Origin of the sequence: Streptomyces sp. NPDC008086, from assembly GCF_042957325.1 — a bacterium.
In the GTDB taxonomy this organism is placed as follows: Bacteria; Actinomycetota; Actinomycetes; order Streptomycetales; family Streptomycetaceae; genus Streptomyces.
The window spans coordinates 1,159,953-1,181,936 of sequence record NZ_JBIBIA010000001.1; the positions used below are offsets into that span (position 1 = coordinate 1,159,953).

Annotated in this window: 17 protein-coding genes and 1 pseudogene; 7 read left to right on the plus strand and 11 right to left on the minus strand. The window is 69.5% G+C overall.

What is annotated here, in order from left to right:
• Positions 1–139: 139 nt before the first annotated feature.
• The 3 genes from solA to ACFZBP_RS04935 all read left to right on the plus strand — a co-directional run bounded on the left by solA (position 140) and on the right by ACFZBP_RS04935 (position 3,254).
• Complete coding sequence (gene solA / locus ACFZBP_RS04925) at positions 140–1,279, plus strand: N-methyl-L-tryptophan oxidase (RefSeq protein WP_391409984.1); 1,140 nt, start codon at positions 140–142, stop codon at positions 1,277–1,279.
• Positions 1,280–1,297: 18 nt separating this feature from the next.
• On the plus strand, positions 1,298–2,269 hold the full coding sequence (locus tag ACFZBP_RS04930; RefSeq protein WP_391409986.1) for a succinylglutamate desuccinylase/aspartoacylase family protein: 972 nt from the start codon (positions 1,298–1,300) through the stop codon (positions 2,267–2,269).
• Positions 2,270–2,783: 514 nt separating this feature from the next.
• Positions 2,784–3,254, plus strand: coding sequence for an AsnC family transcriptional regulator (locus ACFZBP_RS04935; RefSeq protein WP_391409989.1), 471 nt, complete (start codon positions 2,784–2,786; stop codon positions 3,252–3,254).
• 68 nt (positions 3,255–3,322) lie between these two features.
• On the opposite strand, the gene ACFZBP_RS04940 is transcribed toward ACFZBP_RS04935, so the two are convergent.
• From ACFZBP_RS04940 to acnA, 4 genes and pseudogenes are all read right to left on the minus strand, one after another.
• Positions 3,323–4,753 (minus strand): aldehyde dehydrogenase family protein, encoded by a 1,431-nt coding sequence (locus ACFZBP_RS04940; protein ID WP_391409991.1) that lies wholly within the window; start codon positions 4,751–4,753, stop codon positions 3,323–3,325.
• Positions 4,746–5,834, minus strand: a complete 1,089-nt coding sequence (locus ACFZBP_RS04945) for a homoserine dehydrogenase (RefSeq protein ID WP_391409993.1) — start codon at positions 5,832–5,834, stop codon at positions 4,746–4,748. The genes ACFZBP_RS04940 and ACFZBP_RS04945 overlap by 8 nt, the downstream gene beginning before the upstream one ends.
• 408 nt (positions 5,835–6,242) lie before the next feature.
• Positions 6,243–6,411: pseudogene (locus ACFZBP_RS04950) on the minus strand (hypothetical protein); the annotation flags it as partial.
• An 856-nt stretch (positions 6,412–7,267) separates the two neighbouring features.
• On the minus strand, positions 7,268–9,985 hold the full coding sequence (gene acnA, locus ACFZBP_RS04955; protein WP_383456532.1) for an aconitate hydratase AcnA: 2,718 nt from the start codon (positions 9,983–9,985) through the stop codon (positions 7,268–7,270).
• Positions 9,986–10,220: 235 nt separating this feature from the next.
• Between acnA and argG the strand changes: the two genes are divergently transcribed.
• From argG to ACFZBP_RS04975, 4 genes are all read left to right on the plus strand, one after another.
• Positions 10,221–11,675, plus strand: a complete 1,455-nt coding sequence (gene argG / locus ACFZBP_RS04960; RefSeq protein ID WP_383456854.1) for an argininosuccinate synthase — start codon at positions 10,221–10,223, stop codon at positions 11,673–11,675.
• Between the two features lie 105 nt (positions 11,676–11,780).
• A complete protein-coding gene (locus ACFZBP_RS04965) occupies positions 11,781–12,305 on the plus strand; it encodes an AAA family ATPase (protein ID WP_383456534.1) in 525 nt (174 codons plus the stop codon).
• 84 nt (positions 12,306–12,389) lie between these two features.
• On the plus strand, positions 12,390–12,587 hold the full coding sequence (locus ACFZBP_RS04970) for a DUF4236 domain-containing protein (RefSeq protein ID WP_383456536.1): 198 nt from the start codon (positions 12,390–12,392) through the stop codon (positions 12,585–12,587).
• Positions 12,588–12,652: 65 nt separating this feature from the next.
• The gene (locus ACFZBP_RS04975; RefSeq protein WP_383456538.1) at positions 12,653–14,182 is read left to right on the plus strand and encodes a helix-turn-helix domain-containing protein; all 1,530 of its coding nucleotides are present in this window, start codon (positions 12,653–12,655) and stop codon (positions 14,180–14,182) included.
• A 372-nt stretch (positions 14,183–14,554) separates the two neighbouring features.
• Here ACFZBP_RS04975 and ACFZBP_RS04980 read toward each other — a convergent pair whose 3' ends face one another.
• The 7 genes from ACFZBP_RS04980 to ACFZBP_RS05010 form a co-directional block, all read right to left on the minus strand.
• The gene (locus ACFZBP_RS04980; RefSeq protein WP_391409998.1) at positions 14,555–15,343 is read right to left on the minus strand and encodes a GNAT family N-acetyltransferase; all 789 of its coding nucleotides are present in this window, start codon (positions 15,341–15,343) and stop codon (positions 14,555–14,557) included.
• A complete protein-coding gene (locus ACFZBP_RS04985) occupies positions 15,340–16,272 on the minus strand; it encodes an RNA polymerase sigma-70 factor (protein WP_391410000.1) in 933 nt (310 codons plus the stop codon). The genes ACFZBP_RS04980 and ACFZBP_RS04985 overlap by 4 nt, the downstream gene beginning before the upstream one ends.
• Positions 16,273–16,405: 133 nt before the next feature.
• Positions 16,406–16,777, minus strand: coding sequence for a hypothetical protein (locus ACFZBP_RS04990; protein WP_391410002.1), 372 nt, complete (start codon positions 16,775–16,777; stop codon positions 16,406–16,408).
• Positions 16,774–18,111, minus strand: coding sequence for an FAD-dependent oxidoreductase (locus tag ACFZBP_RS04995; protein WP_391410003.1), 1,338 nt, complete (start codon positions 18,109–18,111; stop codon positions 16,774–16,776). The genes ACFZBP_RS04990 and ACFZBP_RS04995 overlap by 4 nt, the downstream gene beginning before the upstream one ends.
• Positions 18,096–18,431, minus strand: a complete 336-nt coding sequence (locus ACFZBP_RS05000; RefSeq protein WP_391410005.1) for a hypothetical protein — start codon at positions 18,429–18,431, stop codon at positions 18,096–18,098. The genes ACFZBP_RS04995 and ACFZBP_RS05000 overlap by 16 nt, the downstream gene beginning before the upstream one ends.
• On the minus strand, positions 18,428–18,928 hold the full coding sequence (locus ACFZBP_RS05005; RefSeq protein ID WP_391410007.1) for an SsgA family sporulation/cell division regulator: 501 nt from the start codon (positions 18,926–18,928) through the stop codon (positions 18,428–18,430). The genes ACFZBP_RS05000 and ACFZBP_RS05005 overlap by 4 nt, the downstream gene beginning before the upstream one ends.
• Before the next feature lie 251 nt (positions 18,929–19,179).
• Positions 19,180–21,954, minus strand: coding sequence for an AAA family ATPase (locus tag ACFZBP_RS05010; protein ID WP_391410009.1), 2,775 nt, complete (start codon positions 21,952–21,954; stop codon positions 19,180–19,182).
• Between the last annotated feature and the right edge of the window lie 30 nt (positions 21,955–21,984).

Here is a 21,984-nt window from a genome sequence, read left to right on the forward strand (position 1 = left end):
GGCTCCGCTGGATCCCCTTGACCCGATACGAATACGAGTATTGGGGACTTGAGGTCCGGTTCCCTCCGGGTCGCCACCAAGGATCCTCACGCTCGGGGCCCACTCAGCTTGCGGCCCGGCGGTACGAAAGGACAGTCCTGTGTCAGCTGCGAGGAAACGCGTCGCGGTGGTCGGAGTGGGAACGATGGGCAGCCAGGCCGCTTGGCGGCTGGCGGCCCGGGGCGCCGAGGTCGTCGGCTACGACCGGTTCGCGCCCGGCCACGACCGCAGCGCCGCGGGCGGCGAGACCCGCGTCTTCCGCAGCGTGCAGACCCACGACGGCCGCTATGTGCCGCTGGTCCGGCACGCCGACGCCCTCTGGAAGCAGTTGCAGGCGGAGACCGGGCGGGAACTGCGCCGACTGATCGGAGCCCTGGTCATGGGGCCGGCCGACGACCCCGAGATACGTACCGTCATGGACGGCATCGCCGAACACGGCCTCGACCACGAGGTGATCGACACCGAGGCGATGGCCAAGCGTTTCCCGCAGTTCCGCGTCGACGACGGCGACCTGGTGGTACTCGACTCCCACGCGGGGTTCGTCCGCCCCGAGCTGACAGTCCAGACCGCGGCCCGGCGTGCCGAGGAGCTGGGCGCCCGGATCCGCCGCTACACCCCGGTGCGGGACGTCACTCCCGTCGCCGGCGGAGGCGTTCAGATCCGCACCGACACCGACACCGAGCGCTTCGACGCCGCGGTCGTCACCCCCGGCCCCTGGGTGGGCGATCTGCTGCCCGACCTGCCGTGGGACGTGAGCGTCTACCGTGCGATCAGCGCCTGGTTCCTGCCCCACGAGGACCACCCGGCGGACGTGGAACGTCCCGCCTTCGTCCGCTGCGGCGACATCCCCTTCTACGGCATCCCGTCCCCGGACGGCCTTGCCGTCAAGCTGGGCCTGCCCCAGTCCCACCACAAGCCCGTGGAGGACCCCAACCGCCTGGACCGGACCGTCGCGCCGGAGGAACTGGAGGCCTTCACCACAGCGGTGCGACGCCACCTGCCCGGCCTGAACCCCGACCCGGTGCGCCTGTCCGTCTTCATGGAGGGCTACACCGGCAGCACCCGCCCACTGGTCGGCCCTCTGCCGGGCTGCGACGACATCGTCCTGCTGGCCGGCTTCTCCGGCCAGGGCTTCAAGATCTCGCCCGCCATGGGCGACATCGCCGCGGACCTCGCGCTGGAGGGCCGCACCTCCCAGCCGATCGACTTCATCACCACGAACGGCCGTACCGCGGCCTGAGTCCGAACGAGGTAAGACATGACCCTGACCATCGGCGCGCTGCGGGCCGAGCCCGGCCAGAAGAAGCGCGGGGTGCTGCCCGCCGGCCTGGGCACCACGACGGCGGAGGTTCCCCTGATCCTCGTCAACGGCTCCCGTCCCGGCCCGCGGGTCGTGATCACCGGTGGTGTCCACGGCGGCGAGTTCGTCGGCGTCGACGTCGCCACCCGCCTGGCCGGGCTGCTGGAGCCGGACGATGTCGCCGGCCAGGTGGTGATCTGCCCCGTGGCCAACCCCCCGGCCGTGTACGGGGGCAGGCTCAACATCTCCCCGCTGGACGGCGTGAACATCAACCGCGTCTTCCCCGGCGACAAGGACGGCGGCCCCACCGACCGGATGGCGGCCTGGCTGTTCGAGCACCTGATCGATGGTGCCGACGCCTACGTGGACCTGCACAGCGGCGGCATCGACCAGCGTCTGCTCGACTTCGTCGGCTACCGCCTGACCGGTGACGACGAACTGGACGCGAAGAACAGGGCGATGGCCCACGCGGTCGGATACGAGCGGGTCATCTTCAGCACCAGCGCGGACGGCGGCAACAGCCACGCCGCCGCGAACCGGCAGGACGTCCCCGCGATCCTCGTCGAGACCGGGCAACTCGGCGACCGGGAGCCACCCACCGTACGCAGGCTCCTCGACGGTCTGTACCGGATCCTGCACCACCTCGACGTCATCGAGGCGCCGCAGCACCTCGCACCGGTGACCGTGCAGCCGCGCGACTGGATCTGGACGGGCGAGGTCGAATCTCCGGCCTCAGGCCTCTGGTACCCGGACGCGGTCACCGGTGACGAAGTGACCGAGGGACAGACCATCGGCCGCATCATCGACCCCGTCGACGGCGCCGAACTCAAGGTCTCCGCCGTCTCCACCGGAACGATCATCTACAACATGAACGGGCTGACCGTGCGCCCCGGCACGCACCTCGCCGCCATTGCCACCCCCCACGACTGACGTGCCTCGTGCCCGCCCACTCAACCGCCCCCGTCCCAGTGAGCCGGCCTTCCCGCCGAGCCCTCCTCCCCGGTGGCCGACCTCAGCTCACGGAGGGCGAGCGCGACGCACGCGCCGGTGCGCCCAACCACTACGACAAGCGCTTCGACACGGACATCGACTGGTGGCTGCGGAACGAAGCGCCGTCACCAACGCTGGTTGGAGTGGAGCCACGGCCCGACACGGTGTCGCCGCACCGTCCGTCAAGGTGGCCGGCGGCAAGCCGGCCACCGCGACCGGGCAGCGCAAGAAGCTCCGCGACCAGCCTGGCCCGCTTCGACCGGAGCGGCGGCCTCCTGAAGGCCCGCCGCCACGGCCTCGCCCTCCGGCACCCGGTCGCACCGGAGACTCCTCCCTCGCGGAACAGCAGGCGATCCGGACGGTCGCCGTGCCTGCGCCGCCGGAAGGTCTGCGGTAGTACGCCTTGCCGCGGGGGTTTGCAACCTCGACCGATTCGCGAAGGAGACGGTCCGCTGTGGACACCATCGACGAGAAGATCATCGCCGAGCTGACCCGCAACGCCCGCATCTCGCACTCCGAGCTGGCCGGCAAGGTGCTGCTGTCCCGCAACGCGGTGCGCCAGCGCATCGAACGGCTGGAGCGCCAGGGCCACATCGCCGGCTACACCATCGTCCGCGCGGGCCACGACACCGGCGATGCCGTCTTTGCCCTCGTACTCGTCCACCGCCAGGACCGCATGCGCGGCGGCGACGTCCTGGCCGCACTCAAACGCATCCCCGAGGTCGTCATCTGCGAGATCCTCAGCGGCGACTTCGACATCATGGTGCGCCTGGAAGCAGCCTCACTGGAACGCGTACGGGGCATCTGGGAGGACATCGCCAAGATGCCCGGCGTACGGGACACGGTCACCGCCCTCACCCTGTCCAGCGTCGTCAACCGCCCACGAGGAGAACGGAATACACGGAATACAACGCCAACGGGGTGAGCAGCCCATCGGCAGGTGCTCGCCGGTTACCGTTCAGTGCCAAGGGTTCGCCACCGGTACAGAGACGGTCATTGGACCACTTCGCTGATGTGGTTGACGCAGACGACCTTGGGTTGGGTCATCTCCTCGAAGGCGAAGCGGACGCCTTCGCGGCCCATGCTGCCGTACTTGTATCCGCCGAACGGCATGGCGTCGAAGCGGTAGTCGGAGGAGTCGTTGATCATGATCCCGCCGGCTTCCAGCAGCCGGGCGGCGTTCAGGGCGCGGTCCAGGCGGGAGGTGAAGATGCCCGCGTGGAGGCTGTAGTCGATGGCGTTGGCCTGCTCGATGGCGTCCTCGAAGGACGTGAACGGCTGCAGCACGACGACCGGGGCGAACACCTCCTCCTGCCAGATCGAGCAGGTCGCCGGGACGTCTTCCAGGACGGCCGGCGCGTACAGGGAGCCGCTGGCGTCGTTGCCGCACAGCAGCCTCGCGCCCTCGGCGACCGCCGTGTCGACCTTGGCCCGGGTGGCGGCCGCTGCGTCCGGGGTGATCATGGGGCCGACGTCGGTGTGCTCGTCGAGGGGGTCGCCGACGCGCAGCAGTCTGGTGCGGGCGACGAAGGCGTCGCGGAAGCGGTCGTAGACCTCGGCGGCGATGAGGATCCGCTGGGTGCCGATGCAGTTCTGGCCGGCGGCCCAGAACGCGCCGGAGACGCAGGAGGCGACGGCCTCGTCCAGGTCGGCGTCGTCCATGACGATGACCGGGGCGTTGCCGCCCAGGTCCATGGCGAGTTTCTTCAGGCCGGCCGTGCGGGAGATGGCCTCGCCGGTGGCGAATCCGCCGGTGAAGGACACCATGCGCACGTCGGGGGCGGCGACGATCGCGGCGGCGATGCCGGCGTCGCCGTTGACGACGGTGACGATCTCCTCGGGCAGGCCGGCCTCGATGAGGGTGTCGACCAGCCGCAGCGCGGACAGCGGCGTCAGTGCCGACGGTTTGAGGATGACGGCGTTGCCGCCGGCGACGGCCGGGCCGAGCTTGTGGGCGACCAGGTTGAGGGGGTCGTTGAACGGGGTGATGGCCGCGATGATGCCCAGTGGTTCGCGGGTGAACCAACCCTGCCGTTTCTCCGAGCCCTCGTAGGAGTCGAAGGGGATGACCTCGCCGGCGTTGCGCCGTGCCTCGGCTCCGGACAGGGACAGGGTGTTGACCGCACGGGCGACTTCCTTGCGGGCCTGGGTGATGGTCTTGCCGGCCTCGCTGACGATCAGCTGGGCGAAGGACTCGGCGCGCCGCTCGATCAGGTGGGCGGCGCGTTCCAGGACGGAGGCTCTGGCGGCGCGGGACAGGGCGGCCGCGGTACGGCGCCCGCACCTGGCCTGCTGCAGGACGCCGCCGGCGGCTGCTGCGTCGAGGGTGGGGACCGAGGCGATGACCTCGCCGGTGTAGGGGTTGTGCACGGGCGCCGTGTCGGCGCCCAGTTCGATGCCGGGGGGCACGGCGGTGTCAGACACGGTGGGTCTCCTGGAGAACGTGGCGGGTGGGGGCGGTGTCGTCGTCGGCGTGGCGCTGGTGGATGGCGATGATGTCCGACAGCAGGGCGTAGGCGGTCTCGATGCGCCCGGCGCCCGGCCCGGACACCGTGACGGTGCCGAGGAGGTCGGTGGTGAAGGCGACCGCGTTGAGGGGGCCGGAGATCCCGGCGAGCGGGTGCTGGGCGGGCAGGGCGAGCGGGGCGACGCGGGCGTCGACGCTGCCGTCCTCGTGGCGAATGGCGGAGCCGACCAGCTTCCAGCGCAGCCCCTTCGAGGCGGCGTCCCGCACTTCATCGGGGGTGATCGCGGAGATGCCCTCGCAGAAGACGTCCTCGCGGCGCAGGTCGGCGCCGAGGACCTCGTTGGCCAGGATCATGACCTTGAGCTGGACGTCGTGGCCCTCGATGTCCGCGGTGGGATCGGCTTCGGCGTACCCGAGGTCCTGGGCTTCGGCGATGGCCGCCAAAAGCTCGATGCCCTCTTCGAGGCGGCCCAGGATGTAGTTCGAGGTACCGTTCATGATGCCCTGGACGCCGGTGATCTCCAGGCCGCCGAACATGCGCTCGGCGGTGCGCAGGACGGGGGTGCCGCTGAGTACCGAGCCCTCGAACTCGAAGCTGACACCACGCTCGGCGGCCAACTGCTTCAGTGCGCGGCCGGCGAGTGCGACCGGCCCCTTGTTGGTGGTGCACACGTGCTTGCCCGATTCCAGGGCCCAGCGCACATGGGAGAGGGCGGGCTCGCCGTCGGCGGGGTTGGTGAACGTCGCCTCCGCGACGATGTCGGCCGGGACCTCGCGGATCACCCACTCGTTGCGCGGATCAGCGCTGCCTCCGGCAAGGCCCGCGAAGCTCAGCTCCCCGGGCTCGGCGGCCAGCAGCGGCGCCAGATCGATGCCGTCGGTGTCCACCAGGGAACCGGCCCGCAGATCGGTGATCGCCACCACCCGCAGGGCGAAACCCAGCTCCTTCGTCAGGCGTTCCCCGTTCTGGGATATGAGCTCGGCCAGCGCGCGATTGACGCCGCCGAACCCGATGAGGGCGAGATCGTATCGGCCCATGAGATCGCTCCTTCACAGTCCGCCGCCTCCACGGTGCGGCTGCTGGAGAGCCTCGCTTCCCTGCCTGTCACCTGCTCCATGCCACTACGACCACGAGGCATGCCGATCTGCTGTGTCCTATGGCATTTCGCTCGCCCCGCCTCCGGCAACACCGCGCTGGAGAAGGCCGGACGGCCTGTGCGGGGACCGGGACGACGGCCCCCACCGTGCGCCTACTGCTCCACAAGGCGTACGGCTGAGGTTGCGGCAGAACGAGTCCGCGGCGCTTCGGCACGGCCGCAGTGCGCCCGCCGCCCTCGCGTGACCGACTCGCTCAGCCGTCGGCCGGGTTGGGTGTCTTACTGCAGGAGTGCCAGAACGGGAAGTTCGGCGCTTGGTCCTCAACACGCTGAACTTGACAGAGAACCGCAGGGCCCGGCGCGCCCGGTAGGTCTCGGGCGTCGCGGTGACCGCGACCCGCTCCTTGCCGAACCGCTCGAAGATCGTGTCGTAGCACTCCAGCCGACTGACAGACTCCACGTCGATGTCGATGTCGATGTCGGGCAGAGAGGCCCCGGCGCACGCCCAGGAACCGCTCTTCACCGACCTCGGATCCGTACGCTTCGGGGGTGACCGTGGCTGGCACGCCGCGTACGCGACCGTGACGTGCCCAGACGGAAAACGGGGCGCGGCTGTCAGTGAGCGGAGGTCCCGCGGAGACCAGAACTCCAAGGCGGCCGGGGCCGTCGACCCTGGTCCTCGCAGTCACCTGCTCCCGGAGCAGGCGAATGCGGCCGAACCCGTGAGTGCTGTCATCAGCAGATGTCGCGGTGCCGCCCCTGCACCGGCCGGCCCAGTGAGCAGGCTGAGGTACCGGTGGTTCGTTAAATCCGGTGGTGGCGTGGGCTGACGACAGGTCGGGTTGGCCGTAGGCCGGTGATAGGAGTCAACTGCCTTCCTGGAGGCTGAAGATGACCGCTCGCCGTCCGTGTCCGCCCGCGCCGGGACCGCTGGAGGACTACGCGGCCCGGTTCGACGACCTCTTCTTCAGCCTGGCCCACCGGCGAGGGTTTCGCGCGAATACCTGACCGGGCTGCTGGCGCCGAGAGAGCGGAACAAGACGATCACCTGCCGCGCAGGGGCGTAACCGGTGGCAGGTGCAGGTTCGGAGCAGGTCGATCGCATCGTCGCGATCCTCCGGCTGAGCGGCGGCGACGACACGCAGCTGCAGCACATCGTCCGGCGGCGCTCGTTCGCCCCACGCTCGCAAGGACAGAAGAACCCCGCACCTGGTACCAGGTGCGGGGTTCTTCGTCGTCGTAGGATGCGCAGCTCCGCTCCGGGAACAGATCGCCTGCGACCATGGTCACAGGCGGCGTCTTCCGCACCGCCGAGCGCGAGTGCCCCGCCCCCCCCGCGCGAGATGCAGGGGCAGGGCGCTCGTTCACATCAGGTCAAGAACCGGCAAGTTGGCGCAGCACGTAGTGCATGATGCCGCCGTTGCGGTAGTAGTCGGCCTCACCGGGGGTGTCGATGCGGACGACCGCGTCGAACTCGACGCCCGTGTCGGTGGTGACCTTGACCGTGCTCGGGGTGGTGCCGTTGTTCAGCTCGGTCACGCCGGTGATGGAGAAGGTCTCCTCGCCGGTCAGGCCGAGCGAGTCGGCCGACTGGCCGGCCGGGAACTGGAGCGGCAGGACGCCCATGCCGATGAGGTTCGAGCGGTGGATGCGCTCGTACGACTCGGTGATGACGGCCTTGACGCCGAGGAGCGCGGTGCCCTTGGCGGCCCAGTCGCGGGACGAGCCGGAGCCGTACTCCTTGCCGCCCAGGATGACCAGCGGGGTGCCGGCGGCCTGGTAGTTCTGCGACGCGTCGTAGATGAAGGAGACCGGGCCGCCCTCCTGCGTGAAGTCGCGGGTGTAGCCGCCCTCGGTGCCCGGCGCGATCTGGTTGCGCAGGCGGATGTTGGCGAACGTGCCGCGGATCATGACCTCGTGGTTGCCTCGGCGGGAGCCGTAGGAGTTGAAGTCACGACGCTCCACACCGTGCTCGGTGAGGTACTTGCCGGCCGGGGTGTCGGCCTTGATGGCGCCGGCGGGCGAGATGTGGTCGGTGGTGACCGAGTCGCCGAGCTTGGCGAGGACGCGGGCGCCGGAGATGTCGGAGACCGGGGTGGTCTCCATCGTCATGCCCTCGAAGTACGGGGGCTTGCGGACGTAGGTCGACTCGGCGTCCCACTCGAAGGTGTCGCCGGTCGGGATCGACAGCGCCTGCCACTGGGCGTCACCGGCGAACACGTCCTCGTACGACTTGGAGAACATGTCCTCGCCGATGGCGTTGGCGACGACGTCGTTGACCTCGGCCTCGGAGGGCCAGATGTCCTTCAGGAAGACCGGGTTGCCGTCCTGGTCGGCGCCCAGGGCGTCGCGCGTGATGTCCACCTTCATGGAGCCCGCGAGGGCGTACGCGACGACCAGCGGCGGGGAGGCCAGGTAGTTCATCTTGACGTCGGGGTTGATCCGGCCCTCGAAGTTCCGGTTGCCGGAGAGGACCGAGGTGACCGCGAGGTCGTGGTCGTTGACGGCCTTGGAGACCTCCTCCGGCAGCGGGCCGGAGTTGCCGATGCAGGTGGTGCAGCCGTAGCCGACGAGGTTGAAGCCGACCTTGTCGAGGTACGGGGTCAGGCCCGCCTTGTCGAAGTAGTCGGTGACGACCTTCGAACCCGGGGCGAGGGTGGTCTTGACCCACGGCTTGCGGGTCAGGCCCTTCTCCACGGCCTTCTTCGCGACGAGCGCGGCGGCGACCATGACGTACGGGTTGGAGGTGTTGGTGCAGGAGGTGATGGCGGCGACCGTCACCGCACCGTGGTCGATCTCGTACGTCGAGCCGTCGGGGGCGGTCACGGTGACCGGGTTGGACGGGGCGCCGTTCGGGGCGACGGCCGGGGCGTCGGAGGCCGGGAAGGACTCCTGGCCCGCCTCGTCGACGGAGTCGACGTAGTTGCGGACGTCCTGCTTGAACTGCTCGGCGGCGTTCGCGAGGACGATGCGGTCCTGCGGGCGCTTCGGGCCGGCGATGGAGGGGACGACCGTGGAGAGGTCGAGCTCCAGCTTCTCGGAGAAGTCCGGCTCGGCCTTCGGGTCCAGCCAGAGGCCCTGCTCCTTGGCGTACGCCTCGACGAGCGCGAGCTGCTGCTCGGAGCGGCCGGTCAGCTTCAGGTAGTTGATGGTCTCGGCGTCGATCGGGAAGATCGCGGCGGTGGAGCCGAACTCCGGCGACATGTTGCCGATGGTGGCGCGGTTGGCGAGCGAGGTGGCGGCGACGCCCTCGCCGTAGAACTCGACGAACTTGCCGACGACACCGTGCTTGCGGAGCATCTCGGTGATGGTCAGCACGAGGTCGGTGGCGGTGGTGCCCGGCGTGAGCTCACCGGTCAGCTTGAAGCCGACGACGCGCGGGATGAGCATGGAGACCGGCTGGCCGAGCATCGCGGCCTCGGCCTCGATGCCGCCGACGCCCCAGCCGAGGACGCCGAGGCCGTTGACCATGGTGGTGTGCGAGTCGGTGCCGACGAGGGTGTCGGGGTAGGCCTGGCCATTGCGGACCATGACCGTGCGGGCCAGGTGCTCGATGTTCACCTGGTGGACGATGCCGGTGCCCGGCGGGACGACCTTGAAGTCGTCGAAGGCGGTCTGGCCCCACCGCAGGAACTGGTAGCGCTCCTTGTTGCGGCCGTACTCCAGGTCGACGTTCTGCTTGAAGGCGTCCGACGTGCCGAACTTGTCGGCGATGACGGAGTGGTCGATGACCATCTCGGCCGGCGACAGCGGGTTGACCTTGGCCGGGTCGCCGCCGAGGGCCTTGACGGCCTCACGCATGGTGGCGAGGTCGACGACACAGGGCACGCCGGTGAAGTCCTGCATGATCACGCGGGCCGGCGTGAACTGGATCTCCTGCGACGGCTGGGCCTGGGAGTCCCAGCCGCCGAGGGCGCGGATGTGGTCGGCGGTGATGTTCGCGCCGTCCTCGGTGCGGAGGAGGTTCTCCAGCAGCACCTTCAGGCTGTAAGGGAGGCGCGCGGCGCCCTCGACCTTGTCCAGCCGGAAGATCTCGTACGACTCGTCGCCCACGCTCAGCGTGCTGCGGGCGTCGAAGCTGTTCGCCGACACGACAGTCTCCTTCATTTCTGTGCGCTTACCACCGCATCCTGCCGCCACACCGTCTTGGCCGATCCGCTAAGGTAAGGCTAAGTTAGGTATGCCTTACCAGGTGGGCGACTGCGGTACGCCTCGGCAGATATCTCGATGTCGAGATAACTCTAGTACATGGGGCCGGGATGGTCATGTCCCGGGGCTTCGACATGCACTCTTTGCATGACCATGCGTCTTCATGCATACTCTTCCTATGTCCAAGGTCCTCACCTCCCTGCCCACCGGCGAGCGCGTCGGCATCGCCTTCTCGGGCGGTCTCGACACCTCGGTCGCGGTCGCCTGGATGCGCGACAAGGGCGCCGTCCCGTGCACCTACACCGCCGACATCGGCCAGTACGACGAGCCCGACATCGCCTCGGTGCCCGGCCGCGCCAAGACCTACGGCGCCGAGGTCGCGCGCCTGGTCGACTGCCGCGCGGCGCTGGTCGAGGAGGGCCTGGCCGCGCTGACGTGCGGCGCGTTCCACATCCGTTCCGGCGGGCGGGCGTACTTCAACACCACGCCGCTGGGCCGTGCCGTCACCGGCACGCTGCTGGTGCGGGCGATGCTCGAGGACAACGTCCAGATCTGGGGCGACGGCTCGACCTACAAGGGCAACGACATCGAGCGGTTCTACCGCTACGGGCTGCTCGCCAACCCGCACCTGCGGATCTACAAGCCGTGGCTGGACGCGAACTTCGTGACCGAGCTCGGCGGCCGCAAGGAGATGTCGGAGTGGCTGGTCGCCCACGGCCTGCCCTACCGGGACGCCACGGAGAAGGCGTACTCCACCGACGCCAACATCTGGGGCGCCACCCACGAGGCCAAGACCCTGGAGCACCTGGACACCGGCGTCGAGACGGTCGAGCCGATCATGGGCGTCCGGTTCTGGGACCCGTCGGTCGAGATCGCCGCCGAGGACGTGACGATCGGCTTCGAGCAGGGCCGGCCGGTCACCGTCAACGGCAAGGAGTTCGCCTCCGCCGTCGACCTGGTGATGGAGGCCAACGCCATCGGCGGCCGGCACGGCCTCGGCATGTCGGACCAGATCGAGAACCGGATCATCGAGGCCAAGAGCCGCGGCATCTACGAGGCGCCCGGCATGGCCCTGCTGCACGCGGCGTACGAGCGCCTCGTGAACGCGATCCACAACGAGGACACCCTCGCCCAGTACCACAACGAGGGCCGGCGTCTCGGCCGTCTGATGTACGAGGGCCGCTGGCTGGACCCGCAGGCGCTGATGATCCGTGAGTCGCTCCAGCGCTGGGTCGGCGCGGCCATCACGGGCGAGGTCACCCTGCGCCTGCGGCGTGGCGAGGACTACTCGATCCTCGACACCACGGGCCCGGCGTTCTCGTACCACCCGGACAAGCTCTCCATGGAGCGCACCGAGGACTCCGCCTTCGGCCCGGTCGACCGGATCGGCCAGCTCACCATGCGCAACCTCGACATCGCCGACTCGCGCGCCAAGCTGGAGCAGTACGCGGGCCTCGGCCTGATCGGCACCGGCAGCCCCACCATCGGCGCCTCCCAGGCCGCCGCCACCGGCCTGATCGGCACCATGCCGGAACTCCCCGAGGGCGGCGCCGAGGCGATCGCCTCCCGCGGCGAGGTCTCCGAGGAGGACGCGCTGCTGGACCGCGCGGCGATGGAGTCCGGCACGGACTGACCCGCCGGGAGGGACCACTGAAGGCCGGTTCGACGCCACGGGCGTCGGACCGGCCTTTTCAGGTCATCCCCCACCACGTCGGGTCCACCCCACTAGGCTCACCGGGTGATCATCTGGCTGAACGGAACCTTCGGCGCGGGCAAGACGACCACCGCCGGTGAGTTGGTCGGCCTCGTGCCGGATGCGACGGTCTTCGACGCCGAACAAGTCGGCTACATGCTGCAGCACGTCGAGAAGCTCCCCCCACTGGGCGACTTCCAGCACTGGCCGCCGTGGCGCCACCTGGTGGTGGAGACGGCCGCGCAACTGCTCGGCTACCTGGGCGGGACGCTCGTCGTGCCGCAGACGGTTCTCGTCGAGCGGTACTGGACCGAGATCCGCACCGGCCTGGAGAAGGAGGGCATCCCGGTCCACCACTTCGTGCTCCACTCCGACCCGGACACGCTCACCCGGCGGATCGAGACGGACGACGCGACCAACACCCAGTTCCCGCAGGCCCGCCAGTGGCGCCTCGACCATCGCGCCGCCTACCGCGAGGCGCTGCCCTGGCTCAGTCGGGAGGCAGAGGTCATCGACACCGCGCCGCTCTCCCCCCAGCAGGTCGCCCGGCTGGTCGCCGACGGCGTTTGAGCAGACTCTCCGTGACGAGCTGCCATCAGTTCGGCAAGTCGGGGTAACCGAGAGGTACGTACCCGACCTCGGAGGGAGGCATCCGTGCCCCTCACATTCCGCAAGAGCTTTCGGATCCTGCCCGGAGTGCGGCTGAACATCAACCGGCACTCCTGGTCCATCACCACCGGTGGCAGGCACGGGCCGCGACGCACGCACAGCAGTTCTGGACGTCGTACGACATCGATGGATTTGCCCGGACCTTTCGGGTGGCGTCGTACGCGTACCGCCAGGCGGCGTTGACGGCCCGTCACCCGAACGGCCCCCCTGGGAATGTGCCATCTCATATCTGAGATAACCTCAATCCCATGGCAGACGATTACCTCGTACGCATCGGCAAGCTCATCCGTGACGCCCGGCAACACCGTGGCTGGACACAGACGCAGCTGGCCGAGGCGCTCGGCACCTCCCAGAGCGCCGTCAACCGCATCGAGCGCGGCAACCAGAACATCAGCCTTGAGATGATCGCCCGCATCGGTGAGGCCCTGGACAGCGAGATCGTGTCCCTCGGCTACGCCGGTCCGATGCATCTGCGTGTTGTCGGCGGACGTCGACTGTCCGGTTCCATCGATGTCAAGACCAGCAAGAACGCCTGCGTGGCCCTGCTGTGCGCCTCGCTGCTCAACAAGGGGCGCACAGTGCTGCGCCGGGTCGCCCGCATCGAGGAGGTCTACCGCCTCCTGGAGGTGCTCAACTCCATCGGCGTGCGCACCCGTTGGATCAACGACGGCGTCGACCTGGAGATCGTGCCGCCGGCCGAGCTGAACATGGCGGCGATCGACGCGGAGGCCGCCGTACGCACCCGCTCGATCATCATGTTCCTCGGCCCGCTGCTGCACCGCATGGACCGCTTCAAGCTGCCCTACGCCGGCGGCTGCGACCTCGGCACGCGGACCATCGAGCCGCACATGATCGCCCTGCGCCGCTTCGGTCTGGACGTCGCGGCGACGGAGGGCCAGTACCACGCGGTGGTCGACCGCGCCGTCCGCCCCGACCGCCCGATCGTGCTGACCGAGCGCGGCGACACGGTCACGGAGAACGCGCTGCTGGCCGCCGCGCGGCACGACGGCGTCACCGTCATCCGCAACGCCTCCTCCAACTACATGGTCCAGGACCTCTGCTTCTTCCTGGAGGCGCTCGGCGTCCGCGTCGAGGGCATCGGCACGACGACGCTCACCGTCCACGGCGTACCGAACATCGACGTGGACGTCGACTACTCCCCCTCCGAGGACCCGGTCGAGGCGATGAGCCTGCTGGCCGCCGCGGTGGTGACGGAGTCGGAACTGACGGTGCGTCGCGTCCCCATCGAGTTCCTGGAGATCGAGCTGGCGGTCCTGGAGGAGATGGGCCTCGACCACGACCGTACGCCCGAGTACTTCGCGGACAACGGCCGTACGCGCCTGGTCGACCTGACGGTCCGCCCCTCCAAGCTGGAGGCGCCGATCGACAAGATCCACCCCATGCCCTTCCCCGGACTGAACATCGACAACGTCCCGTTCTTCGCGGCGATCGCCGCCGTCGCGTCGGGCAAGACCCTCATCCACGACTGGGTCTACGACAACCGCGCCATCTACCTGACCGACCTCAACCGCCTGGGCGGCCGCCTCCAGTTGCTGGACCCCCACCGCGTCCTCGTCGAGGGTCCCACCCGCTGGCGCGCCGCCGAGATGATGTGTCCCCCGGCGCTGCGGCCCGCCGTGGTCGTCCTGCTGGCGATGATGGCTGCCGAGGGTACGTCGGTCCTGCGCAACGTGTATGTCATCAACCGCGGTTACGAGGATCTGGCCGAGCGACTGAACTCGATCGGGGCGCAGATCGAGATCTTCCGGGACATTTGATACGTGGATGCCGCCACACCCCGTCTGACCTGCTACTGGGCGGCTTGGGGAGGGTGCGTCGGCATCTCTGGGACTTCACTGGGGCTTTGGGCCCGCGGCGGGCTATGGCCACGCTCCACAGTCTCTGCCGACCGGCTACGGCTCCGCGAAGATCGCGCGATGGCGGCACTCCCCGTGTGCCGGCGCGGGGCAGGAAGTGGGATTACTTCCGCAGGGTGCACCCGGCATTGGGACGGAGATCGCGCCGGGCGATCCCCGCCTTCAGGGGCGCTGCCAACTCCCGGCAGGCGGGAACAGGCCGCTCGGCGCCCGCTCGCTCTGGATCCGTCTCGCCGCGCTCTCGTCCATGGGGTTGGATCAGCAGCGGTCAAGTCAGACCGGCAGCCCGAAGAGCCGGTACTCGGACACCGGCTCAAAGCCGAGCCCTCGGTACAGCGGTTCGCCGGCCGGGCTGGCTATGAACGCGGCCAGGCTCATCCCGCGCTGCTGTCCGATCCGCAACGCGACCGTCGTGAGTGCTGCGCCGATGCCGTGCCGACGATGCGCTTCGGCGACGTGGACCAGGAAGATCCCCGCAATGCCGTGCGTCGCGATGACCACTGTCGTCCCCACCATGCGGCCGTTCAGCACGGCGGCGAGCCGGACGATGTCCGCGTTGTCCGCACGCTCGGCCTCGATACGCACCACATTGGGCTCCAGGCCGGGAGTGACACCGATGGAAGTGCTGTACACGTTGACCAGTTCCCTCAGCTGCCCCGGCCCTTTGACCGTCTCGACCCCCAGCCCCGGTACCGCCCGTCCCGGTTCGACGAGGCGGTCGAGCCATCGGATCATGAGCGGCATGGCCGTCAGCGCCACCGCACCGCGCGCGGTGAGAGCCGCGCCGGTGCCCTCGGGACTGTCCGGGCCCACCCACCACCACCAGGGAACGCCCGCCAGGCGGGCCCGCGCTGTCGTGAGGACCTGCCCGATCATGTCCAGGGACCGCAGCCGGACGACACCGTTGAACTGGGGTTGGGCGAGCCCGCTGCGGTAGCAGTCGACATGGCCCTCGGACGGATCTCCGTCACCCCAGCCCATGACGTACTGACGGAAATTGGCGGTCACCCGCGACATGTCCTCGGCGTCGAGCGCCCGAGAACGTCGCACTGTCACCGTCACACGCTCTCCGCCACCGGCACGGGGGCGACCGCGAAACGGGAACGCGAACCGAGGAACGCGGCGATCTTGCTCGGATTGAACAACCACATCACTTGGTGGATGCCTTGCTTTGACGCAGCCACCGTCATGAAGGCGACGGGCCGGCCGTCCCGGCGGACCAGGACACCCGTGGAGCCGTTGGCCTCGATCAACTCCGCTTCCGCGTCCTGCCAGAGGTGCCGGTAGGTCGACAGCACGGCCACCCGGGCACGTCCCAGCACAGGCACACGGGCGCACGCCCGCATTCCGTTGCCGTCGGACAGGCTGACGGCATCGGGGATGAGCAGCGCCTCCAGAGCTGCCACGTCTCCCGTTTGTGCCGCTGCGACGAAGGCGTCGAGCAGGCGCCGGTGCTCGGCGGCGTCCACACTCTCCCGCTGCTCGTCCGACAGGTGCTGACGAGCGCGGCTCACGATCTTCCGGACGTTGACGATGCTGAGCTCGAGGATTTCGGCGATCTCGGGATACGTGTAGTCGAACGCCTCACGCAGTACGTATGCCGCGCGCTCGGTGGGGGTCAGTTTCTCCAGCACCAGCAGCAGCGCCAGCTCCAGGGCCTCCGCGCGCTGCGCACCGACTTCGGGGTCGGCGCTCGTGTCGACCGGCTCCGGCAGCCATGGGCCTATGTAGGTTTCCCGGCGCACGCGCGCGGACTGCGAGACATTGATGGCCAGGCGGGTCGTGGTGCACGACAGGAAGGCGACCGGGTTGACCACGACCGAGCGATCGGTCCGCTGCCAACGCAGCCACACCTCCTGGACCACGTCTTCGGCCTCGACCGCGCTGCCCAGCATGCGGTAGGCGATCCCGAAAAGGCGCCGACGGTGCTGTACGAAGACAGAAACAGCCTGGTCGAGATCGTTTGTCGCGGGGTCCAGTTCGACATGCATGAGTCATTGGCCTCCGTTGCTCCGGTCCATCTCTCTCATTGACCGAGGCAGTCCCGTAAGTGTGACAGATCCGTGTCGAGTGGGACGGCCGAGGCCTGTCCCACGTCAGGTTTTCCGAGGTGACACACCGTGTTCATCGCAACGCTGCCAGGATCACGGTCACGATGAGCATCGCGGTGACGCCGGCCATCACAGTGACTGCCCGCCGTCGATGTCGGAGTCGGGCGCGGTGCTGCTCCTCCAGCGCCTCGACGCGGTCGGCGATGTGATCGGTCACCATGCGGGCGACGTGTTTCTGCTCGTGGACGTACCACTGTTCGATCCGCTGTTTCTGTTCCGGGCTCAGCCCTTGTGTGCGTGCGGTGAAATCCGCCGCGCGCCGACGTGCCGCATCCTCGTGCGCCTCCCGGTACAGGAAGCTCTCGATGTCGGTCAGGCCGCGTGCGGCCTCCGTACCCGGGTCCACGGCGTGTTCCCGGTGGAAACGAGAACCCCACAGGCTCATGCCGCCGTCTCCTCACTCGCCCGGCTCACGCCGAAGCCCTGTGCCTCCTCGCTCGTGACGAAGGCTTCCCGCAGGTGCTGCACGGAGGCGAGGGAGACGAGGTCCCGTCCGAACAGCGCGGCAGTGATCCATGCGGCCGGTACGCGGACCTTGCGCTCCCAGGTGGGCACAGCCAGGACGTGATAGCCCCGGTGCATCAGCCAGGCGGGCAGCCCCTTGATGACGATGCCCTTGTACTGGAAGATGCCGCGCCCCAGCGTCGCCACTACTCCCAGACTGCTGTGGCGGTAGTTCCGGACGCGTCCTGCGCGCAGGTGGGCCGCAAGGTTCTTGGCGAGGAGTCTGCCCTGCCGCACCGCGTGCTGGGCGTTCGGCACCGTACGCGCTCCCGGTACGGGAAAGGCAAGGTCGGGGACGGTCGCGTCGTCTCCGGCTGCCGACACGTCGGGCACGGGCTCACTGTCGGTGCCCACGCGGAGATCGGGGCGGACGAGCAGCAGGCCACGCTTGTCGACCGGCAGATCGGTGTGGTTGTGCACGACCGGGTTGGAGGCGTTGCCCGCGGTCCAGACGATCAGAGCGGACTCGAACTCCTCACCGTCGGAGAGCACCACGCGCCCCTCCTGCACAGACTCCACCTGCGTGTTCAGGTGGACCCGGGCGCCGCGGCGCTCCAGTGAGCGCACCACCCAGGCACCTGGCCCATCGCTTACCTCGGGCAGGATGCGGCCTCGGGCCTCGACCAGGTGGAAGGACAGGTCGTCGAGGCTCAGCTCCGGGTACGACTTGAGCATCGCGGTAGCCAGCGACAGCAGTTCGCCGAATCCTTCGACACCGGAGAATCCGCCCCCCACGAAGGTGACGGTGAGCAGCTTCTGCCGCTCGGGGCCCGGTGGCAGGGACGCCGCCTGGTCGAACGCGGTCATCAGCCGGTCGCAGATGGCCACCGCCTCCTCCACGTGCTTCAGGCCGATCGCCTGCTGTGTGAGGCCGGGGATGGAGAAGGTACGGGTCACGGCGCCGGCCGTGACCACGAGGATGTCGTACCGAATCTCGCGGTCGGCTCCGTTCGCGGGCCGGACGGTGACGGTCCGGTCCGCGTTGCGTATCTCGGTCACAGTGCCCGCGATCAGCCGGGTGCGGCGCAGTGACACGGCGGAGTGACGTGCCTCGACCGAGCCGGCCGTCACCTCCGGCAGGAAGGGCTGATAGGTCATGTACGGCCGCGGATCGACGATCGTGATCCGTGCCTCGCCCGGAAGCAGCGTCTTCTCCAGGCCCCATGCGGTGTAAAAGCCCGCGTAGCCGCCGCCGGCGATCAGAATCTCGCGCATGATCCCCTCTGGATGTTGTCGGTCACCACTGAGACCGCGCACCGCACGCTGTTGTGACAGTGGGCGTCCGATATGGGTCCGCGCATGCCGCAGATCCTTAGGGCACAGCTGAGGTACAAGGCGCTCAGGTCGTCGTCCGACAGGCGTGCCAGCAGCTCCTGCGCGCCGGGACCGGTCGGCGTCGTGGCACGGCACAACATGCGCGCCAGGGCATCGATCGCGGCCTCCTCCAGCGAGGAGTCGTGGCAGCGGTGCGCGAGGCCGCCGACCCGGTGGATCGCCGTTGCGTTCACCGGTTCGCGTACGTCCATGGCAGTCACGGCGATTCTCCTTCCGCGCCGGGTCCGTCTCCGTCCCTCGGCCACACCTGTCGGTGCGGCTCGCCAGGATCGCCCAGGAGCCGGCGGACTGTTCCGTCCACGTCCAGGTGGCGTTCCTCGGTCCCCGCGGGCACGACCGTGAGGGTCCGGCGCAGGAAGGCGTTCAGGGCCCGTGCCGAGGCGGTCACGACCACCGCCTCCCGCTCCGCGCACGGGCGCAGTGCGACGCACACCTTGCCCGCCGGTGAGCTCCGTGACGGCCAGACCTGGACGTCGCCCACGCCGGTGAGCTCCTGCTGGCCGTTCAGGAGGAGGTCGCGGCCCAGCACCCACCGGACGGAGTCATCGGTGTGCATGTGGAACGTCAAGGACACCGCATACGGATCGGTGCTGTCGTAGAACAGGTCGAGCATCACGGGCCGGTCCACGCCCTCGGCGACGATCAGGCGGACCAGCATCCGGCACGCCACCACGGTCAGAATGTCAGGCTGGCTCATCACATCACCGCTCGGTCAACCGTTGCGATCAGGGGAGACTCGGGGACACCAGCCAGGTGAGTCCACCTGGTGTTCCGCTCTGCGAGTCAGGGATGACACGATCCTGGACGTGCGGGGAAGCGTGGTCATCAGTCAAATGACCAGCAGCGCTTCTGCCCGTCCGCCCGGCTGTCCCGCGTCGCCACGCCGAGTGGCTCGTCGGCGTACACCAGTCGAATGACCGGTGCGAGGCCACCGTCCGGGCTCCGCCCTCAGGGAGCAGGCTGTCGTCGGGCCCCCGTTCCGTCCGGCGGGGCGGGATGCGGGCCAAGCGCGTCCCGCAGCGCGACTCGGGAGGCGATGCCGAGCTTCTGGAAGACATGACGCAGGTGGGCGCCGACGGTCCGGGCTGACAGGTGGAGCCGCTCCCCGATCTGCCTGTTGCTCAGCCCGGAGGCGGCCAGCAGCGCGATCTCGCGTTCCCTCGAGGTGAGTGCCGCCGGTCCGAACTCCCCCGCGTGCGACCTGGTGCGGCCGGTGGCGAGCAGTTCGTTCTCCGCCCTCGTCGCCCAAGGGCGCGCACCCATTCTCCGGAAGTCGTGGAGTGCCGCGTCGAGTTGCGTCCGCGCGGAGGTGATGGCCCGGGAACGTCGGAGGTGTTCGCCGTACGCGAGCCGCACGCGGGCCAGGTCGAAGGCCCAGCGGCCCGCCCCGGGAACCGCAAGTGCTTCCTCGAACCGTGCGGTGGCCGTGCTGGGGTAAGCGACCATGGCCGCCGAACCCGCCATGAGTAGTGCCAGCCTCGGGGAGAGGGAGGCGACACCGGCTTCCCGCATGGCCGCCACGTGTGCTTCTGCCTCGACGTGACGGTTGCTGCGCACCGCGGACTCGACGAGGTCCATGGAAACCCACAGTGCCACCGGCACGCGGGAGGCCAGAACGCCCGCCGGGCTGATGCCGGTGGCCTGCTGGTAGGCCTCGTCGTAGTCCCCCCGCCCCAGCGCCGTCAGCGTCCGGACGTGACATGCGAGCACCTGGGCCACGCGGATGCCCCGGGCTGCGGCCCAGCGGGTCATGTCGTCGGTCAGGGCTGCGGCGGCGTCGAAGTCGCCGCGGGCTGCGGCGAGAAGCGCCTGCCCCCACCTCCCCGGCACCTCCAGGATCCGGTAGCCGTGGTCGTCGCACGCCTTCAGGCCTTCGTCGAAGAGCCGCTGCGCATGGTCCCACCGGCCGGACAGGAAGTCGTCGATGCCGAGCACCATCCGCGCTTTGACGGACGAGCCGACGGCGCCTCCCTTCCTGCCGTCGTCCACCACCCGCCAAAGCGCGTCACGCAGGCCCGGAAGCCGGTCGACGAAGAGGCCGGCGATCGACAGCCCGACGATCCGACTCGGATCGCGTTCATCCGCGCTGCGAGCGATCAGGTCGTCGAGGTGTCGCAGCACGTCCGCCGTGGCGCGGGCGGGATCGCAGAATGTGGCTCCGCACAGCGTTACGAGACTGTCGCACTCGGAGCGGGCAAGGGTTGAGTGGAAGGAGTCCCACAGTTCGGCTCGCCCACCGAAGAAGCACACCATGAGCAGCGTACGGAGGGCCTCGTTCAGCACACTGCCGCCGTCCGCGTCGTCGCGAACGGGCGCGGCATCAAGGGCTTTGACCAGCAGACGATGCGCCGTGTCGACGTCGCCTTCACCGGTGAGCAGCATGTACGAGGCGGCGACCGCGGCGTGCAGCGGCTGGACGTTCCCGGGATCGGCGGCGTGGGCAGCGGCCAGCAGCCGCGGCGTGCCGCGCAGTTCTCCGCCCGTCTCCGCCTCGATGTACGCGGCCTCGGCTAGCCGACGACTCCGGTCGGTGCCGCGCGGGCTCAGTTCAGCGGCACGCGACAGTGCCGCTATCGCTTCGCCGACCTCGCCGCGCCGCAGCCCGCGCCGGGCGACCTCGTCCAGCAGGGAGGCCACGTGCTCGTCGGGCTCGCCGCTCGCCGACGCGAGGTGCCACGCCCGGCGCTCGGGCAGGTCCGCCAGCAGGTGGGCGAGGACGTTGTGGGCCTCGCGCCGCTCGCCGCTGGTGGACCGTCGCATCACGGCGGAGCGGATCAGGGGATGGGCGAACTCGACCCGGCCGGAGTTGTCGTCGACGCGGATCAGCCCGGCCTCCGCAGCAGGACCGAGATCGCCGCGGCCGAGCGCCTCAGCGCCGGTGGACTGCAGGATGCGGGGATCGCCGGTGGTGTCCAGGGCCGCACGGAGCAGCAGCCCGAAGGTCCGGGCAGGGAGGTCGTTCACCTGAGACGCGAAGAGCGTCTGGATCCGGTCGGTGGGCAGCCCGACCGGCGGTGACACCGATGCGGTCGCGGACCCCGTACGGCTCGTCTCGTCGCCCGCCAGTTCCAGCAGTGCCAGCGGGTTGCCCTGCGCCTGGGTGACCACGCGTGCGCGGCTCCCAGGTGGCAGCCCGGGGAACCGTATGCGCAGCAGATCCATCGCCGTATCGTCGTCGAGCGGCCGAAGTTCGTGCTCGGTAAGGCCGACCCCGGCGAAGGGGCTCTCCGTTCCCGGGCGCGTCCCCGCGAGAAGCCCGATGCGGGTGTTGGACAGGCGGCGGGAGACAAAGCCCAGCGCACCGGCGCTGGCCCGGTCGAACCACTGGACGTCGTCCAGGATCACCACCAACGGCCGACGGGCAGCGGCTCGACGGAACAGGGCGAGCACCGCACCGGACACCCGCGCCCGGTCGGGGGCCGCTCCCGCATCGCCCCCCAGCGCCACCGTCAACGCACTGCGCGGCCCGTGTTCGAGCGAGCGCAGCTCTCCCTCCAGCGGAAGAAGGACTTGGTGGAGCCCGGAGTAGGGGACATCGGCCTCGAACTCCACGCCGCAACCGCGCAGGACCAGGCTCCCAGCGGTCAGCGCCATCGCCGCGGCGCGATCCAGCAGTGCGGTCTTTCCGACGCCGGCGTCACCGGTCAGGAGCAGGGATCCCCCGCCGGTCGCGGCCTGGTCGAGGAACGCGCGCTCCAGCGCCAGCTCTGCTCGCCGTCCCACCAGGACATCAGTCGCTCGGGAGGGCGCGGG

Excerpts from the sequence above, each read along its gene's own strand:
- ACFZBP_RS04930 (WP_391409986.1), top strand. The coding sequence starts at position 1,298 with ATGACCCTGACCATCGGCGCGCTGCGGGCCGAGCCCGGCCAGAAGAAG.
- ACFZBP_RS04995 (WP_391410003.1), bottom strand. The coding sequence starts at position 18,111 with ATGCGCGAGATTCTGATCGCCGGCGGCGGCTACGCGGGCTTTTACACC.
- ACFZBP_RS04990 (WP_391410002.1), bottom strand. The coding sequence starts at position 16,777 with ATGAGCCTGTGGGGTTCTCGTTTCCACCGGGAACACGCCGTGGACCCG.
- ACFZBP_RS04975 (WP_383456538.1), top strand. The coding sequence starts at position 12,653 with ATGGCAGACGATTACCTCGTACGCATCGGCAAGCTCATCCGTGACGCC.
- ACFZBP_RS04985 (WP_391410000.1), bottom strand. The coding sequence starts at position 16,272 with ATGCATGTCGAACTGGACCCCGCGACAAACGATCTCGACCAGGCTGTT.
- argG (WP_383456854.1), top strand. The coding sequence starts at position 10,221 with ATGTCCAAGGTCCTCACCTCCCTGCCCACCGGCGAGCGCGTCGGCATC.
- ACFZBP_RS04945 (WP_391409993.1), bottom strand. The coding sequence starts at position 5,834 with ATGGGCCGATACGATCTCGCCCTCATCGGGTTCGGCGGCGTCAATCGC.
- ACFZBP_RS05005 (WP_391410007.1), bottom strand. The coding sequence starts at position 18,928 with ATGAGCCAGCCTGACATTCTGACCGTGGTGGCGTGCCGGATGCTGGTC.